At 55.5% G+C, this 14,814-nt stretch carries 14 protein-coding genes and 1 pseudogene; 3 read left to right on the top strand and 12 right to left on the bottom strand.

Annotation, left to right across the window (positions count from 1 at the left end):
* Window positions 1-205: 205 nt before the first annotated feature.
* Window positions 206-3,232 (top strand): autotransporter outer membrane beta-barrel domain-containing protein, encoded by a 3,027-nt coding sequence (locus ACA027_RS11730; protein WP_370678416.1) that lies wholly within the window; start codon window positions 206-208, stop codon window positions 3,230-3,232.
* A 96-nt stretch (window positions 3,233-3,328) separates the two neighbouring features.
* Here the strand turns inward: ACA027_RS11730 and ACA027_RS11725 are convergent, their stop codons facing one another.
* Window positions 3,329-4,828 (bottom strand): hypothetical protein, encoded by a 1,500-nt coding sequence (locus ACA027_RS11725; RefSeq protein WP_370678415.1) that lies wholly within the window; start codon window positions 4,826-4,828, stop codon window positions 3,329-3,331.
* Between the two features lie 234 nt (window positions 4,829-5,062).
* Here ACA027_RS11725 and ACA027_RS11720 point away from each other — a divergent pair, with 234 nt between their 5' ends.
* Window positions 5,063-5,566 carry a hypothetical protein gene (locus tag ACA027_RS11720; protein ID WP_370678414.1) on the top strand — a complete coding sequence of 168 codons (504 nt, stop codon included), beginning with the start codon at window positions 5,063-5,065 and terminating at the stop codon, window positions 5,564-5,566.
* Between the two features lie 397 nt (window positions 5,567-5,963).
* On the opposite strand, the gene ACA027_RS11715 is transcribed toward ACA027_RS11720, so the two are convergent.
* The 10 genes from ACA027_RS11715 to ACA027_RS11670 all read right to left on the bottom strand — a co-directional run bounded on the left by ACA027_RS11715 (window position 5,964) and on the right by ACA027_RS11670 (window position 13,069).
* Window positions 5,964-7,964: a hypothetical protein gene (locus tag ACA027_RS11715; RefSeq protein WP_370678413.1), complete on the bottom strand. Its 2,001-nt coding sequence runs from the start codon at window positions 7,962-7,964 to the stop codon at window positions 5,964-5,966.
* 143 nt (window positions 7,965-8,107) lie between these two features.
* Window positions 8,108-8,689, bottom strand: coding sequence for a hypothetical protein (locus ACA027_RS11710; protein WP_370678412.1), 582 nt, complete (start codon window positions 8,687-8,689; stop codon window positions 8,108-8,110).
* 25 nt (window positions 8,690-8,714) lie between these two features.
* Window positions 8,715-9,320 carry a hypothetical protein gene (locus ACA027_RS11705; RefSeq protein WP_370678411.1) on the bottom strand — a complete coding sequence of 202 codons (606 nt, stop codon included), beginning with the start codon at window positions 9,318-9,320 and terminating at the stop codon, window positions 8,715-8,717.
* A 99-nt stretch (window positions 9,321-9,419) separates the two neighbouring features.
* The gene (locus tag ACA027_RS11700) at window positions 9,420-9,581 is read right to left on the bottom strand and encodes a hypothetical protein (RefSeq protein ID WP_370678410.1); all 162 of its coding nucleotides are present in this window, start codon (window positions 9,579-9,581) and stop codon (window positions 9,420-9,422) included.
* Window positions 9,568-9,744 carry a hypothetical protein gene (locus ACA027_RS11695; RefSeq protein ID WP_370678409.1) on the bottom strand — a complete coding sequence of 59 codons (177 nt, stop codon included), beginning with the start codon at window positions 9,742-9,744 and terminating at the stop codon, window positions 9,568-9,570. Before ACA027_RS11695 ends, ACA027_RS11700 begins: the two co-directional genes overlap by 14 nt.
* Complete coding sequence (locus ACA027_RS11690; protein WP_370678408.1) at window positions 9,741-10,145, bottom strand: M15 family metallopeptidase; 405 nt, start codon at window positions 10,143-10,145, stop codon at window positions 9,741-9,743. The genes ACA027_RS11695 and ACA027_RS11690 overlap by 4 nt, the downstream gene beginning before the upstream one ends.
* Window positions 10,146-10,150: 5 nt before the next feature.
* Window positions 10,151-10,705: a hypothetical protein gene (locus ACA027_RS11685; RefSeq protein WP_370678407.1), complete on the bottom strand. Its 555-nt coding sequence runs from the start codon at window positions 10,703-10,705 to the stop codon at window positions 10,151-10,153.
* Window positions 10,706-10,799: 94 nt separating this feature from the next.
* Window positions 10,800-12,491: a replication endonuclease gene (locus ACA027_RS11680; protein ID WP_370678406.1), complete on the bottom strand. Its 1,692-nt coding sequence runs from the start codon at window positions 12,489-12,491 to the stop codon at window positions 10,800-10,802.
* Between the two features lie 132 nt (window positions 12,492-12,623).
* Window positions 12,624-12,797: a hypothetical protein gene (locus ACA027_RS11675; RefSeq protein WP_370678405.1), complete on the bottom strand. Its 174-nt coding sequence runs from the start codon at window positions 12,795-12,797 to the stop codon at window positions 12,624-12,626.
* Entirely contained in the window at window positions 12,788-13,069 is a 282-nt protein-coding gene (locus ACA027_RS11670) for a hypothetical protein (protein WP_370678404.1), read from the bottom strand. The genes ACA027_RS11675 and ACA027_RS11670 overlap by 10 nt, the downstream gene beginning before the upstream one ends.
* Window positions 13,070-13,185: 116 nt before the next feature.
* Here ACA027_RS11670 and ACA027_RS11665 point away from each other — a divergent pair.
* Window positions 13,186-13,835: pseudogene (locus ACA027_RS11665) on the top strand (IS3 family transposase); the annotation flags it as partial.
* Here the strand turns inward: ACA027_RS11665 and ACA027_RS11660 are convergent.
* Window positions 13,828-14,802, bottom strand: a complete 975-nt coding sequence (locus ACA027_RS11660; RefSeq protein ID WP_370678403.1) for an IS481 family transposase — start codon at window positions 14,800-14,802, stop codon at window positions 13,828-13,830. The pseudogene ACA027_RS11665 and the gene ACA027_RS11660 overlap by 8 nt on opposite strands.
* Window positions 14,803-14,814 lie beyond the last annotated feature (12 nt).

The raw sequence follows: 14,814 nt of genomic DNA, 5'->3' as shown, positions 1-14,814 counted from the left end.
TTGCACTTTATGGTCATCAGCACACAAGTAGATGATTGAATGCATACAGGTCTGTAGGAGCTCACCTTCATCTGCGTAGGAGTGGATGCGAAAGCGTAAGGACGGGACTACAAAGAAAAGAGAAAAACTGGCGGGTGCAAAATTCAATCTGTAACTAGGATTTACAGAGAATCTCACAACCCACAGAAGCTAGAGAGGGAAATTCATGAATAAAAAAGGCTCATTGATTTATTGTAAAAAACAAAATAATAACCCTGGTATTTATTTTGATAAAACAAGGGAGAGAGAACGTAAAAAACAGGATTTTAAACTCAAAGCTGTGGCCGTGGCTTTGTCTTCGCTCTTGATTCCAATGCCTGCCGCATTTGCTGCTGATGAATGGTCGGGCAATCATTCGAATAAATGGTCAGACCCAGGCAACTGGTCGTCTGGTCTGCCCAACAATCTCAGTGATATTGTCCTCAACAAATTTGGAAATCAGTCCTTGATTATCGAAGGGCTACTGGAAAACTACGAAATAAAAAATCTTGCCATTGGGAATTCGCAAAAAATTGGTGAGCTCATTATTGGGAGTGGTGCAGGGCTAACTGTTGATCAATTTCAACTTGGTGATGGAGTGGGCTCATTCGGAAAGTTAACCATCAGTGGCAAGGATGCCAAGTTGACAGTTGGCAACCGTAGCTTTTCGGGAAAAGGTGGAAATTCCGAAATAGTCATAGAGAATGGCGGTCAGATTGACATGCTGAATGGCCAAAGCCTTGATATGGGAAATGGATTGGGAGTATCTAAAGATATTTTCACCATAAAAGGACAAGGGTCCAAAGCAAACTTGAGCTCGTGGATTCTTGCGGCATATGGATATAATACGCCAGGAAGCCAGAACACCTCCATCATCAATGTGCTAGATGGTGCTGTTCTGAATGCAGCAGGAATTAATGTGGGTTACTCCGGCCATGGGGTTTTGAATATTGACCAGGCTACGGTGAATATAAGCACCGGTATGCATTCTGCATACTATAGTGGATCTACTGCAGAAATCAATGTGCATGGTGAAAATGCACACTTGACAAGCCCTAGCTGGGATTTCGCTGAGCGAGGTTATGCAGTTTTAAACGTCTATGATAAAGCCACAGCTTCCGTTGGTGATTTTTATGCTGGTTTTGACTCCAGATCTATAGGCCTAGTAAATGTGACGGGTGGCGCCAAAGTCACGGGAGTAGACTCTGGCATCGCAAATGGATCTGGCTCGCTTGTAACGGTTAATATTGAAGGTGAAAATTCAAACTGGAGCAATACGGGAGGATTTTATCTATCCATTGACGGGGAGAGTGTACTAAATATCCGCCAAGGTGGCTCTTTGGATGTTGCCGGAGAATTCTATATAGCCGCCAATACCGGGAGCCAGGCAATTGCCAATGTGAGTGGTGCCACATCCTATGTCCATAGCAAGCTTGGTACATTTGTGGGTTCTGGTGGAAATGGCATGTTGAATATCAATCAAAATGCCGCCTTCACGGAAGACAGTGTGGTTTCTGTGGCGGAGGATGTTGGTTCCAAAGGCGTTATCAATATAGGTGATGGGGCAACGCTTGGTTTTTTGAAAGCACCTACAGTGCTTGGCGGTGATGGTGATGCTTACTTGAATTTCAATCACCAGGGAACAATGAATTTTGATTCAAAGATGCAGGGGAATTTGATAGTTAGCCATTTAAATACGGGCACCACCGTATTCAATGGAATCAGTGACTACAAAGGTGAAACCTACATCCATGCGGGTACGTTGAAAGCAGGCGCCACATCTGTTTTTAGTTATCAATCCAATTACCATGTGGGGGCTGGCGGTGGCGTGAATTTGAATGATCACGATCAAACCATAGCCGACCTGAATAACCATGGCTTGGTGAGATTTGGCAGCCATGTAGGAACCTCACTCTCCGCGAATAATTTCAATTCTAGCAATGGCATCTTGTCGTTGAATAGTACGTTGAACGATGATGCATCCAAGACCGATATCTTGTATGTCAGGGGGAACACCTCGGGTACAGGATTTATTGCAATCAACAAGCAAAATAGTGTGGGTGCAGAAACCAAAGAAGGCATCAAAATTATCGATGTGGCCGGCGCATCGAATGCCAAGTTCTCTTTGCTGAGCAATGACTCCAAGAATGGTGCTCCCGCCATCATCAGCGGCGCCTATGCCTACCAGCTGTACCAAGGTAGCAAATCCAATCCAGGCAATGGCAACTGGTATTTGAGAAATACGGGTTATGGTGATCCGGTTGCGCCTTATGCACTGTATCCGCTGACCTTGTTGGGGCTTTATGAGCTGCCCACCTTGCGGCAGCGGGTGGGTAACCGCTATTGGTTGCTGGACCGTGATGCAGAGAACCTCCAAGCCAAGGAGCAGGGCGCCTGGGTACGTGTGGAACACAGCACCACCCGTGTCAATCCATTCCACGCGACCGTGGACAACCGCTATTCACAGAACATCACATTGCTGCAGGCCGGGGTGGACCGCACTTTCTCCGAAGATGAAAAAGGCAGGATGGTTGGCGGGCTCAATCTGCAATATGCCAATGGGGATAGCAAGATCCGGTCAAACGAGCTGGCCAGTGGCAAGATCAAGAGCGAGATGTGGGCACTGGGGCTGAGTGGAACCTGGTATGGGCAAGATGGTTTCTATATGGACAACCAGGCCTTGCTGGGCTGGCACTCCAGCGATCTCAGCTCTCAAACCAGTAGCGGTGACCTGGTGAAGAAGAACAAGGGTTCGGGCTATACGCTGTCCAGCGAGCTGGGCAAAAAATACCGTATTGATGAAGAATTTGCGGTCAGCCCGCAGACCCAGTTGATATTTTCTGAGGCGCGTTTTGACCAGTTCACCGATATCCATGGCACCAGGGTCAAGCTGGACAACGGAAAAAGCTTGCGTGCGCGTTTCGGCGTGGCCTTGGACAAGGAATGGTCTGCCAACCACTATGAAAAGCGCAATGTGTATGGGGTGGCCAATCTGAACTATGAATTCTTGAATGGCACGAGGGTCGATGTGGGTGGTGTCAAATTCAACAATGAAAAAGACCGCCTCTGGATTGAGTTTGGCGTAGGCGGTAAGTACAGCTGGAGCCGCAACAAATACAGCGTTTATGGCGAGCTCTCTGCCGCTGCTGGCTTCCATGATCCCGGCAGCTCTCACACCCTCAAAGGGATAGTGGGCTTTAGAGCCAGCTTCTGACCAGCCCAGTACCTTCCCTTCAGTACGACTTGCACGCACAACACAGGGGATGCCGTATCCCCTGTGTTTATTTTGGCAGCCAGAAGAAGAGGGGAGTCAGAGCAGTTGCTGGACCAACTGCTTGCGCACGGGGTCTGTGCGTTGCTCCTGCACCTTGAAGTCCGCCAAACTAGTGAATTTCCGCTGCAGATTGATATCAGTGGACTGCTGGGCCTGGGTCAGCTTTCCATCGGCCGCAGCGATCTGCGTGGTGCGCGTGGTCTGGTCCTGGATGTCATAGCTGTCGTAATTGCCGTTTTCAGGCTCCAGCGTGGCATCGTTGCGGGCCCGGAGATACTGGGCACTGACTTTTTCACTTTGCTTTTGCAGCACCACAGCAGTCCCATTCGCTTGGTCTTTTTGCAGCGTGGTGGTCTGGCTGATTTCATGGCGGGCCTGCCCCTGCTCATTGACCAGGCCTTTGCTGTTGCGGCGCTCGAAATCACCGCTGAAGCTGCCCTGGTAGTCCATCAACCCGCTGAGCAAGGCCGGAACCTGGCGCTGCAGCATGGCATCCAGCTTGTTCACCGCAGCGGCATTGCTGGGTGAGGGCGGGGCAAGTTCTTGCAGCTGGGTAAAGGCCTGTTTGAACAATGCAAGCTGTGCATCAGCTGCATGGCTGCGCTGCGCGGAGGCGTCCAGCTGCTGCAGAATTTGGGCAATGGCGCTCTGGCGCTGCTGCAATGAAGCGCCCAACATGGGCGTTGCCGGATTCAGGTTCAGTGACAACTCGCTGACGCCATCCCGCTGGGGCTGTCGCAGATTCAGCGTGCGCTGCTTGTCACTCAGTTGCAGGGCAAACGACTGCACGCCGGCATCAGTGGCGTAGTCTTTGACCGTCAGCGACAAGCTGGCCAGGACGGATTTGTCGAAGGCCATGATCCCCGCCAGATCGAGCCGCGGGCCTTGCCCTTGCGCCAGGCCCGTGAGCACGCTCTCAAAGCCTTCAGCAAGCTGGGCAATGGCCTTGCGCTCGCTGTCGCTGAGCTGCCCGGAGCTTTTGGCCTCCACATGCAAACCCGCATTTTGGCCATCCAAGCCATTTTTGAATGCGATCTGCAGCTGCACCGTCTGCCCGGAACGGGTCTGGATTTGCATGCTCACGCGAGAGGACGTCAGGCGCGCGGTGTCGAGTGCCAGCAATTCCTGCGTGCGCGCTGCATCGCTGCTGCCGTGGGTATCCGTGACAGCGTAGGAAGAAAAAGTCTGTCGGTAATTGGTCTGTCCAATGGCAAAGCCCTCCAGCAGAAGCCGCCCCAGACCTCTGGACTGGTTCAGCAAACCGTGCTTTTGGGCATTGAAGTTCTGGAGCATCAGGTTGCTGATGCGGTCATTCGATGGGCCGCTCCAGGCCTGCCGGGTACTTGGCTGCGTCTGGGGCTTGGCATACACCGCAGAAGCCAGATCGGCCGGCTTGCCCAGCGTTAGCTGGGTAGATGGCCCCGGAGTCTCGGGGCGCAGCGCTGCAGCGGGGATGCCGGGTGGTGTTTGCGCTTTCTGCGGCCCCGGGCCTGGCGGTATCTGCAAACCTGCGCTGGAGAGCACGATGCTGCTCATAAATCCTCCCAATTCTTGTTCTGTGCTTGGACAACTGCCTTCGCTTGCCGCAACGGATGCACAAGCATCCATCCATTTCGGCAGTTGTGGAGCAATCTATAGGAAAGAAATACGATGTGTATTATGTTAAGTCAACTGGCAACCTAGACCAGTGGAAACATGCGCAGATTGGACGGTCACCCCTTCAAATAACAGTTCTGGCACAAGGGAAAAAGGCGTTACCAATGTATCCAAATGCGCGGCAAATCCCTGACCCGTTCGTCATACGACCTGCCTTATCTTTTCTTCAAGATACGGTGCGCCAGTCCAGGCACGCCCGAACGCCGCAGCTGGCAGCGGCGCGCACGCATCGCCCTGGCCGCCCTCGATTGGCTGACTCCCGCAGAACGCCACGAAATTGCCTGTGTGTGGTCGCGCAGCAATGTCAGCCACATTGACAGCCCGGCACTGCGCAAATTCCTGGCGCACAGCACTGGCAAGCCCGCAGGCCAAGCACTGGAGGGGCAAAAGCCCTGCCGCCGTTTTATGCGTGCTGGCTTCAATGCAGACGGCAGCGCAAAACGGCAACGGCGCTGCAAGGTGCTGACCGTGCAGCTTGTGGCTGCGCCCCTCGGCCTGCCATTGAGCTACACCACCACGCAGCCGACAGCCACCGCATGCCCGGCCAAGGTCTACCGGCTCACCCAGTCACGGGCGTGGCGCCTGCTCACCCGCAGCACAACAGCGGCCCGATGTTAGGCATTCCGCGAAATGTGACAGCCGTGCTGTGACTGCACCGGCCCTTGTCCGTGAAATATCGTGCCTCAGAGCGCAGCAGCACAGACAAGCCTTTTGCGGCTGGGGCCGCAGTTTGACAGCCCATCGCGCGGGCGGCGTGCCGACTTGCGCTGTGGATCTTCTTTTTTGGTGAAGTCTTGGCGCGCAGACGCCGCCTGCGTTCCCCGCTATCGCTTTGAGAAAAATACCCCGGTTTGCCCATTGGCCCCCTGCCTTGCTTGGAGGGGTTGGGGCCGGTTCAGCCTGGTCTGGCAGGTTATCAGTAATAGAACTGGCTAAAACTAGGCTGCAGCAGGATGGGTTATCAGTAACAGAAACCAGCCAGGATCGTCGTGGATAGCAGTGAGAACGATAAAGCTTATGCGCTTGCCTTATGCACCGCATCCTCCAGCCATCGCAACGAACGTCTGTAATGTGCTAGGTCAGCTCCATCAGCGTCCTTGGCATGAGTATCAGGGCGGTCATTGACTACAAGAGAGTGCTCTTTAAAAAGACGTAAATCATTAAAAATAGGGGAGAACAATCCCCATTCTTTTTCCACTAGCCTTACGAGCTCAGACCATAGGAGTTTTTCAACTAAATCATCAGCGGGCAGGTGCTTCAGTCTATCAAGCCGCATCTTTTCAACGCATGCTTGTATGCGGATCAAAGCAGTCCCTTTCGATTTATCCTGCAGACAGGTGAATTTAATGAAATTCAAAGAGAGCGCACGCATCCTCTTTTCGAGCTTATTCCGAGTCGCATTAATAAGGGCTAGTTCATCGGCCCATTCGTCAATCGTAAGCTTTAGCGCGGCGCTCTGAGCGGCCTCTGGAATTGACTCCGATGGCTCAGCAGAACCACGCTTTTGGAGGTAAAGCTGCATACCTTGGAAGAGCATTGAGCTTGCAAGTGCGATGCGTCCATTGCGTTCTGCTACAACGCCGTATCGCATTAGGGTTGAGACCAGCGGCTCAGTTTTATTATGAATATTACCATCTGTAATGCTCTTCGCTGAATCGAAAATCTCCGGGTGCACCTTGAATAGGTGGTTTAACGCAACTTCTGCAATTGCGGCCCCTTCAACCTCCATGAACTCCCCGATCAGTCGCTCTGCGGTCTCGCGAGGAACCGTACATGGGCGATCTCGAACATCAATATGACGATGAATATATGAGCATGCCTTTCGAGTCCAGTATGGCATATTTCCACACGAGTATCCTATCCATTCAGCCGTACTGTCGTCAAAGGATAGACCCGCGACCTTAGAAATGGAGCGTATCATCGCGGCGATAGCATTAGATGCAAGTGGTGAAAGATACTCCTCGGGGATGAATGATAGAACTGCATTTTCAACTCCGTTTACCGATTCTTCTCTAAACCATTTGCTCGATACGCCACACACAAAGAGCGAGAAGTTTCGGTTGGAACGGGATGCTTCTTGTGTGACTGCCCGAAGATTTCTCCAAAATGGATTGAAGTTCTCTGTCCAAATTTCACGCGCTGTCGGGCTGCTGGGCGTGATGTAATCGACTTCGTCAAAAAAGAGTATGACTGTGCCATTTGCTGAATTAACCTCCTGCTGCAGACTACGACGAGCGTTGCTTAAGTCACGACTCGACTTTGTAGTGCTTTCAACCTCTGCATAGTGTGGACTGATCCGGGTTGCCCGCCCTACAGCGTCAGAAATTGATTGCAGTAGTTCAGGTGCTGTCTGTGCCCAGATCTCGTCCTTCGAGCAGTCGATCATCACGCACACTGCACCATGATTAGCCTTTGCCTCATGTAGCACCCTGTTTAAGACGGACGTTTTTCCAATTTTTCTGATTCCGAGTGATGAGCGTATTTGGCCGCTTTGGAGTTGTCGAGCTATGTCAAGCGCTTCGGAGCGCCTTCCAAAAAAACGAGCATCATCGGAAACAGGACCTGTGACATCGAACGGGTCATTCGAGAAAAAATCCTGAAGCAAATTCCGCTCAAAAGTGGCTTTATCAGAAAACGAGTCGATGGACGAAATGGGAAGAACGGCAATTCCTTGCTCGCGGCCCCAATTCTTTAGTTTGTGATTTCCGTCTGGATCCGCATGAACGAGAACAGCTAGTGAAGTTTCAACTCTTCCAAGGGAGGCATCAATCTGCTGCTTAAGTGCATGGATTGTTCTTTGCTGCTGATCCGGGAAGTTGGTGATCAAAACTAATAGTTCACGATCAGATGAAAAAATTTTTGAAAGTCGTTTATTTGGTTTTACGTATATTTCGCCATAAGTACCATTTTCATATTCGATGTTGCTCAGCGGACGGGTGATCGTAAATAGACCTTCAGAATACCCCTCGAAAAGTTGTCCAAGCTCCGTAATTTGCAGAATTGACCGTTTAACCATCTCGCCCTCATTGTCATAAATTGATACAAGTGTATCCCGAACCTCCAGTCTGCTTCTGGCCGAACGCTGACATCTACAGAGATGCCTGAGAAGGCGGCCATCGACGGTGGTTGTTATGCCAATGCCCTCCAACGCCCTTCAATTCACCGCACCCACGTCCACACGAACCGCTTGCGCCATCGGCGTTGGGACATGACGTTGTGGATGCGGGTGCGCTCCTCCTTCGACATGCCCGCATCAGCCCAGGCCTTGGCGCTCTTGAATCGGCGCACCATGGCCTGGCTGATCAGCTGGTTGGCCTTGCCACTGCGCACGGCCTCTACGACCGCATCAATGCAGGCCTGCTTGAGTGCTTCGGGGTCGCGCAGCGTGGGAATGCTGATCCCCAGCTTGCGCCCTACCTCGCGGGATAGGCGTTCATCCAGGGCATCGGCCACCGCCTCGGGCGTGAGCGCTTCGAGCTTCAAATCCAGCTGCTCGGATAGGTAGTCTTTCATCATCTCGGGCGTGAACTCCTCCACGTCCTCGGGCACGTCCAAGCCCGCGCGGCGCAGCCCCTGGATGATGTGGGGGCGAAACTTGTCCATGGCCCAATCCGCCAGCTCTTCCTCGGCAATGTCGCTCACGTCTTCGCCGTCCCTGTACCGCACCCATAGGCGCTCTACGATTTCCGCTTTCAGCGCATCGCCTGCGCGCTCGGTCAAAACCACATGATTCAAGGCCATGATGTTCTCCCGTGTGGGTTGATGCTTATCGAACTTTGGGGAACCAGTCGCGCCGGTTCTTGGCCCTGTACCGCGCTTGCTTCTCTCTGTTTTTCTGCGCCTTTTCATCCATGACGGTGGGCACGTTGGTGTGGTAGCCGCGTGGCTCTTTGATGGCCTGGCGAATCATTGCCACGATCTTCGCCGTGGGGATGGCGGCATCAAAAATATCCCCCGCCTCGCTCGCCAGCTGCTCCCCTACTTCATCTTTCACCAAATCAACGATGGCGAGCTTCACGCCTTCCGTGGTGTTGGACTCCAGTTTCAGGCCCAGCTGCTCGGCCACTTTTTGGATGGCGACCTTTTCCAGCACTTCGCGCAGTTCCCGCTTGTTGAAAATGTTGCTGATCTCCACATCGAATTCGGCCAGCGGCCCATCGTTGATGGCCTGCGTGATGCTTTCGATGTTGATGGGGCCGCCCGCTATCTCCAGGCCCGCGCGGGCCAGCGCCCCACGCAGCACGGCATCCTTGATGGGCACCATCTTGTGGTCAAACCAATCCCGCAATTCCTTGCGTGCCACCCTACCCGTCTCTTCATCTTCGGCGCGGTTGGCGTTGAAGTCGTCCACGGCACCTTGGATGGCATCCACCACCCATTGCCTAAATTCACTTGCAGCCATGATGTGCTCCCATCTTGGGGTGTGAAAAAGCCCGCGTGGTGCGGGCTTGGGTTTGGAGTGCCGCCGCACTCACTCTGCTCGCGGGACATGGGCATGAAGGCCGCGCTCGATGTATTCAATGCGGGTTTCAATCACGGCCAGCCTCGCACGCATGCGGCTTGCAGCGCCTATCAACAGTGATGCATTGACCAGCACTTGCAGCGCGATACCGGCCCATTCACTGGTTGACATGGCTGCCCCCATTGCGTTCGCGCAGGGCCACCGCAGCCGCCCCGGCTGCGCCCGTGAGGGCATCCATCACCGGCTGATACTGCAGCGGCACAAACACCCGCAGCGCCGTGAGCAACAGCCCCAGGCCGCCCCAGGTGCTGGGTTCCTTGATGACGTTTTTCATTTCTCACCACCTTTCGGTTTCAGTTGGAAATGAACACGCTCACGCAATGCGCCGCGCCACCGCCCTGCCCACTCCAGGCCCACCGATTCACCGATGGCCCCCATTTGCTTGAGTGCATCGTCATCGTTCCACAGCGCTTTGCCGCCGCGCGTGGGCACAGCGTCAAACGCCCAGGCGAAGCCTTTCGCATCGGGGTTATGCAGTGAATCACCGGGGCGCGCGTTGGTGATGACCTGGCCGCGCGTGCTGCGCCCTTGGGCGTACAGCGCGGCCTGCTCTTCATTGCTGCGCAGGGTGCAGTAGATCAGCACGTCAAGGCCTGCACGCTCACATCCCGCGAGGAATGCAAGCGCGCAGACCTTGACCGGCTGCGCGAGTGTGTCCAAAGAGCGCGAAGCCATTGCGATCAGCCCGCGATGATGGCGTTGATGCGCACGATTTCCGCATCAAGAAAGGCCTTCAAGCTTTGCGATGCCACCTTCTGCGCTGTGTTTTCATCACGGCGTGACTGCGGCACGGTTGCATCAGCGGCCATCAGTGCAGCCTCTGTCACCAGCTTCTGGATGCGCTCACCAACTGCTGCACGGCGCTTTTCGTAACTGGCAACCGTGTGATGTGCCTTTTTGATGATGTCACCCGTAAACGGCTTGGGGGCAACAATAGACATATTGCTCATGTCTACCATCACGTTATCGGCCACCATCGACAACGCGCCCATCTGCGTGAACACATCGTCGGCATCGCGGAAAGTGCGAATCTTCCCGGCATCGTCGCTGATTTCGTAATCACCGATTGTTCCTGATTCCTCACCGCCGGAGAGCAACCCCGTCACGCGCGCCGTGAATGCCAGCTTGCCACCTGATTTTGTCGCTTTCAGTTTGATGGACATGTTTTGGCTTCCTTGGCTTCCGGGGCCGTACAAAGTAGGCGATGCCAGTTCGATCAGTGTTTTGCGTGTCATGGTTTTCTCCAAAGAAACGGGCAACAGCGCCCGCGCCGCAAATACTGGCAGCCACCCAATCAAGTGCAAGAACTATTTTTTGACCGGGTTCACCCTAGTCAGGCGGCCAACCTGCGGCCCCGGTCTCAGAAAAATCACGCCCCAAACCGTGCCGCGCCCTCACCTCGGCCAACTGATTGACCACGGCGCCCACTGACCGGCGATTGTGGGCCGTACAGTTATTGAAACGAGTCCAAGGGGGCGCCGCGTTCCGCGACGCGAAGCCCTCCCCGCCCCACGCGCGGCGCGTGGATAGCGTGGCGTGCATCTCCCCTTGGACGCGGCGATCCGACACCCCACAAGCCACCTTGCGCGCGGCCTTTCCATAGCGGCCCTGGCATTGCCTCTCTATATAGAACATGCCCAGGCGGTAATCGTCCCTGGCCTGCAATGGGCCGCCCTGCGCCTTCATGTATTTGCGCCAGCATGCCAGCTGCTCACCACGGCGATGCGCCGCAAGCCATGCATGAATCACGGTGTCCGACCCGGCCCCGGCCTGCTCTTCGGACATGCGCCGCAATTCGCGCCACACCGTGACACTGGGTTGCCCGATGGGCTGGAATTGCCGAATGCGCCAGGCCGTGGCCCAGGTTTCGACCCGCATGCTCGGTTTGATTTCCAAGTCCCCCAGCAAGTCGGCGCCCAGCTCCTGCTGGGGCACTTCATCGTCCACATGCCCACCCGGCACATGCACATCATCAATATTTTTGGCGATGTATTTGGCGATGTAGCCCGTGGCCCCGCCCGCCTCCATCAACATGGTTTTGCAGCGGTGCTTGTCTGCGCCGGGTTCGTCCCCGCAGTCTTTCAGCCACTGCGCGCGCATGGACTCGCACACGTATTCCACATGCTGCGGCTCACACCATAAAAGCATGTGCCAATGCGGGCAGCCATCGTGGTGGGGCTCGGCCACGCGAAAGCCCATGACCTTCACCTTGTCCCGGCTCCATTTGTTGCGCAGCTTTTGCCATGTCTCCAGCAACCAGGCCTGCCCCGCATCGGGTAGTGATCCATCCCACTTGGGATTTTTGCCGCCCCCCTTGAGCTGGCTGTGGTAGCGGCTCGGGCAGGTGTTGGTCGTAAAAATGCCTTGCAGACCGGAGTGCAAGGCCCACTCTTCGCAGCCACGCACACGGGTCATCAATTCGCCCCTGCGGATGGCCTTATTCGAGACAGAGCGCTGCGCCACTTCCCACAGGTTCAATTGCTGGCCGCTGTCGTTTTCGATGATGGTGTTTTTCATCATCGCCACGCTGGCCTTGACCTGCTGCACGCGCCGCACCACCGCGCGGTTGCTGCAGTACCACTGCCCTGCCCTGGCACCGATCAGGCCCAGGTCATAGGCGCCAGATTCATAGCTGCGCGTGGCCCAGCGGCGCAGCTGCCGCCGCCACCAAAAAGCATCACATGCGCGCCTTGCCCAATCCTCCAGCCCAGGCAGTTTTTTGGATGGTGTGATCTTGCCGCCGCACTCGGCCACCAACTCGCACAACTGCTGCCAGGTCAGCCATGCACCGCCCCCGGCATTGCGGGCCATCAAACGCCGCGCCGTGTCTGCATGCTTGCGGGCCAATGCTCTTATCTCTTCTTCGCCCAGGTCAGCCGCACGAACGCCGGTGTACTTGTCCAGCATGCAGGCCATCACATCACCCGCAGCGCGTGGGCGCGTGAAGGGCTGCACGCGGGGCGTGCGGATGGTCGCCAGGTCAACAGCAGCAGCCGCAGCTGCTGCGGCTCTTGCACGCATCCCAATAGCTGGCAGCCACTCAGAGGGCAAAAGCTCCCGCACTGCTCCCGCAAGAATTTGCAGGCGCAGGCGGGGTTCTACCTTGAAGGGGAGCGCTACAGGGCCGTGCTTTTCAAACACGACCGGGCGCATTTACAGCAGCCGTTTCTGCAGCCAGAAATTGCGCTCAAACAGCGCCGGGCGCAGCGCCACCACGCGGCGGCGCACCACCCTTCTCGCTGTCATGCCCCTGCAGCGGATGGTGGGGGATGGGTTCTCAGGCAGGGCCAGTTGCAGACCTTTGGCCGTGGTGTGGGTCAGTGCCATGTGCAGTCCTCCAGCATGCGACGCACTGCGCGAATGTCCAGCGCCAATACAGAACGCAGCGCCTTGGGCAGCGCGTGCCACTCGCATGCCATGTACTTCTCCCAATCCTTGGGAGCCTGTCGCGACAGCAAGAAGCAGCGCAAGTCAGCATCCAGCAACGTCCACCAGCGGCCCGCGCCCCCGGTGCCACCATAGCCCAGCGCACGGCGGCGCACATGGTAGGCCTCGGTGTGGGCATTGGCCCATTCTCTGAAACTGGCGGGCATGCTCATGCACCACCCCCGCTCACTTGGGCCATCTTGGCATCGGCTTGCGCCATGGCCTCTGAATCGACCAGAGTTTTGTAGATAGTTCAAAGCCTCCTATTTCCGTTCCAATAGGAGTCCTTATGAGCAGTCAACGTTACCCCGAAGAATTCAGGATTGAAGCAGCCAAGCAAATCCTGGAACACGGCCACAGCGTGGCCGATGTCTCACGCCGCCTAGGCGTGAGTGCACATAGCCTGTACAAATGGGTTTGCCAGCAACAAATCCCAGCAGCGCAACGAGCCCAGCAAGTGAGCCAAAGCGAAGAGCTGCGTCGCCTGAAGTCCGAGCTCAAGCGGGTCACAGAGGAGCGTGACATCCTAAAAAAAGCGGCGGCGTACTTCGCTCGGCAGTCCGACTGAAGTACGCCTTTATCGCCAGGCATCAGAAGGTCTACAGCGTCTTGCGGATGTGTCGCATGCTGCGGCTGCACCCCAGCGGCTACTACGCCTGGAAGGCCAAACCAGAAAGCAAACGTGCGGTTGATGACCGCAGGTTGCTGGGCTTGCTCAAACAGGCTTGGCTGGAGAGCGGCGGCGTTTATGGCTATCGCAAACTGACCCTGGATATGCGTGACTTGGGTGAAGGTTGCAGTAGGCATCGCGTTGCCAAGCTATTGCGTCATGAAGGATTGAAGGCACAAAGAGGCTATGGCAAGCGGCCACGTCCACGGGGCGGTGCTGCAGCCATAGTTGCGCCTAACCTGTTGGAGCAACAGTTCAAAGTCAGTGAATGTCGCATCCCGGACGATCATATGGTCGCTTATTGAACAGGTCTGGATGCGTCTGATGCCACTTTTTCATGGCCTGCATGGGTGTTTTGCTTTGCAGCGCTGACTGCGGTAACTGATGGTTGTACAAGGCCACATAGCGCAGCAGCGTTTGCTCCAAGTCCTCGGCACTGTTGAAGTGGTGGGTCTTCAAAACATCGGCAATACGCCCATTGAAGCGCTCCACCATGCCATTGGTTTTGGGCGTCCTGGGCTTGGTCAGCCTATGCTCAATGCCCAACTGCTCACACAGCATGTCGAACTCGTGATTGCCGCTGGGCTCACGCTCACGGCTGGCAAAGAGGCGATCCGTGAACTCCTTGCCGTTATCGGTCAACAGCTTGGTGATCTTGATCGGACAGGCTTTGTGCAAAGCCTTCAAAAACGCCTTGGCGCTGGCTGCCGTTTTGTTGACAAAGACCCGCACAAACACCCAGCGCGTGGCACGGTCAATGGCCACGAACAGATAGCGGCGCTTGGTTTCATCCTGCATCTGCGGCAGGTACTTCACATCCATGTGCAGATAACCCGGAACATAGTCTTTGAAGGCTTTGTGGGGCTGCGCAGGCACGGCAGGTTTCAAGGCATTGAGATTGCCAACGCCATGGCGGCGCAAACACCTGTCCAGGCCCGAGCGCGAGACCTTGGTGCTGATGAACTCGTGGGTGACGGCCAGCAAGTCATCCAGTGGCAACTGCAAGGCCCGGCGCAGATGCACCACCACGATCTCCTGCGCAGACGTCAACTGTGTCTGTAAACGGTGTGCAGTGTGAGAGCGGTCTTGCACGCTATCGCGCTTCTTCCATTTGTAGACCGTCTGCTCGGTAATGCCATGGCGCTGTGCCAGTACGCGTGCGGGCTCATTGCTGCTCGCGATCTCGGCACGCACAGCGGGTGTGGTGCGGGCATTCTTGTGTAAAGCAATTTGCATCACAGGCTCCCT

This window comes from Comamonas sp. GB3 AK4-5 (assembly GCF_041320665.1).
In the GTDB taxonomy this organism is placed as follows: Bacteria; Pseudomonadota; Gammaproteobacteria; order Burkholderiales; family Burkholderiaceae_C; genus Comamonas.
The sequence above is the reverse complement of the archived record's forward strand: the minus strand, read 5'-3'. Positions and strand labels throughout refer to the sequence as shown.

Excerpts from the sequence above, each read along its gene's own strand:
- ACA027_RS11730 (WP_370678416.1), top strand. The coding sequence starts at position 206 with ATGAATAAAAAAGGCTCATTGATTTATTGTAAAAAACAAAATAATAAC.
- ACA027_RS11725 (WP_370678415.1), bottom strand. The coding sequence starts at position 4,828 with ATGAGCAGCATCGTGCTCTCCAGCGCAGGTTTGCAGATACCGCCAGGC.
- ACA027_RS11720 (WP_370678414.1), top strand. The coding sequence starts at position 5,063 with ATGCGCGGCAAATCCCTGACCCGTTCGTCATACGACCTGCCTTATCTT.
- ACA027_RS11715 (WP_370678413.1), bottom strand. The coding sequence starts at position 7,964 with ATGGTTAAACGGTCAATTCTGCAAATTACGGAGCTTGGACAACTTTTC.
- ACA027_RS11710 (WP_370678412.1), bottom strand. The coding sequence starts at position 8,689 with ATGGCCTTGAATCATGTGGTTTTGACCGAGCGCGCAGGCGATGCGCTG.
- ACA027_RS11700 (WP_370678410.1), bottom strand. The coding sequence starts at position 9,581 with ATGTCAACCAGTGAATGGGCCGGTATCGCGCTGCAAGTGCTGGTCAAT.
- ACA027_RS11695 (WP_370678409.1), bottom strand. The coding sequence starts at position 9,744 with ATGAAAAACGTCATCAAGGAACCCAGCACCTGGGGCGGCCTGGGGCTG.
- ACA027_RS11690 (WP_370678408.1), bottom strand. The coding sequence starts at position 10,145 with ATGGCTTCGCGCTCTTTGGACACACTCGCGCAGCCGGTCAAGGTCTGC.
- ACA027_RS11685 (WP_370678407.1), bottom strand. The coding sequence starts at position 10,705 with ATGACACGCAAAACACTGATCGAACTGGCATCGCCTACTTTGTACGGC.
- ACA027_RS11680 (WP_370678406.1), bottom strand. The coding sequence starts at position 12,491 with ATGCGTGCAAGAGCCGCAGCAGCTGCGGCTGCTGCTGTTGACCTGGCG.
- ACA027_RS11675 (WP_370678405.1), bottom strand. The coding sequence starts at position 12,797 with ATGGCACTGACCCACACCACGGCCAAAGGTCTGCAACTGGCCCTGCCT.
- ACA027_RS11670 (WP_370678404.1), bottom strand. The coding sequence starts at position 13,069 with ATGAGCATGCCCGCCAGTTTCAGAGAATGGGCCAATGCCCACACCGAG.
- ACA027_RS11660 (WP_370678403.1), bottom strand. The coding sequence starts at position 14,802 with ATGCAAATTGCTTTACACAAGAATGCCCGCACCACACCCGCTGTGCGT.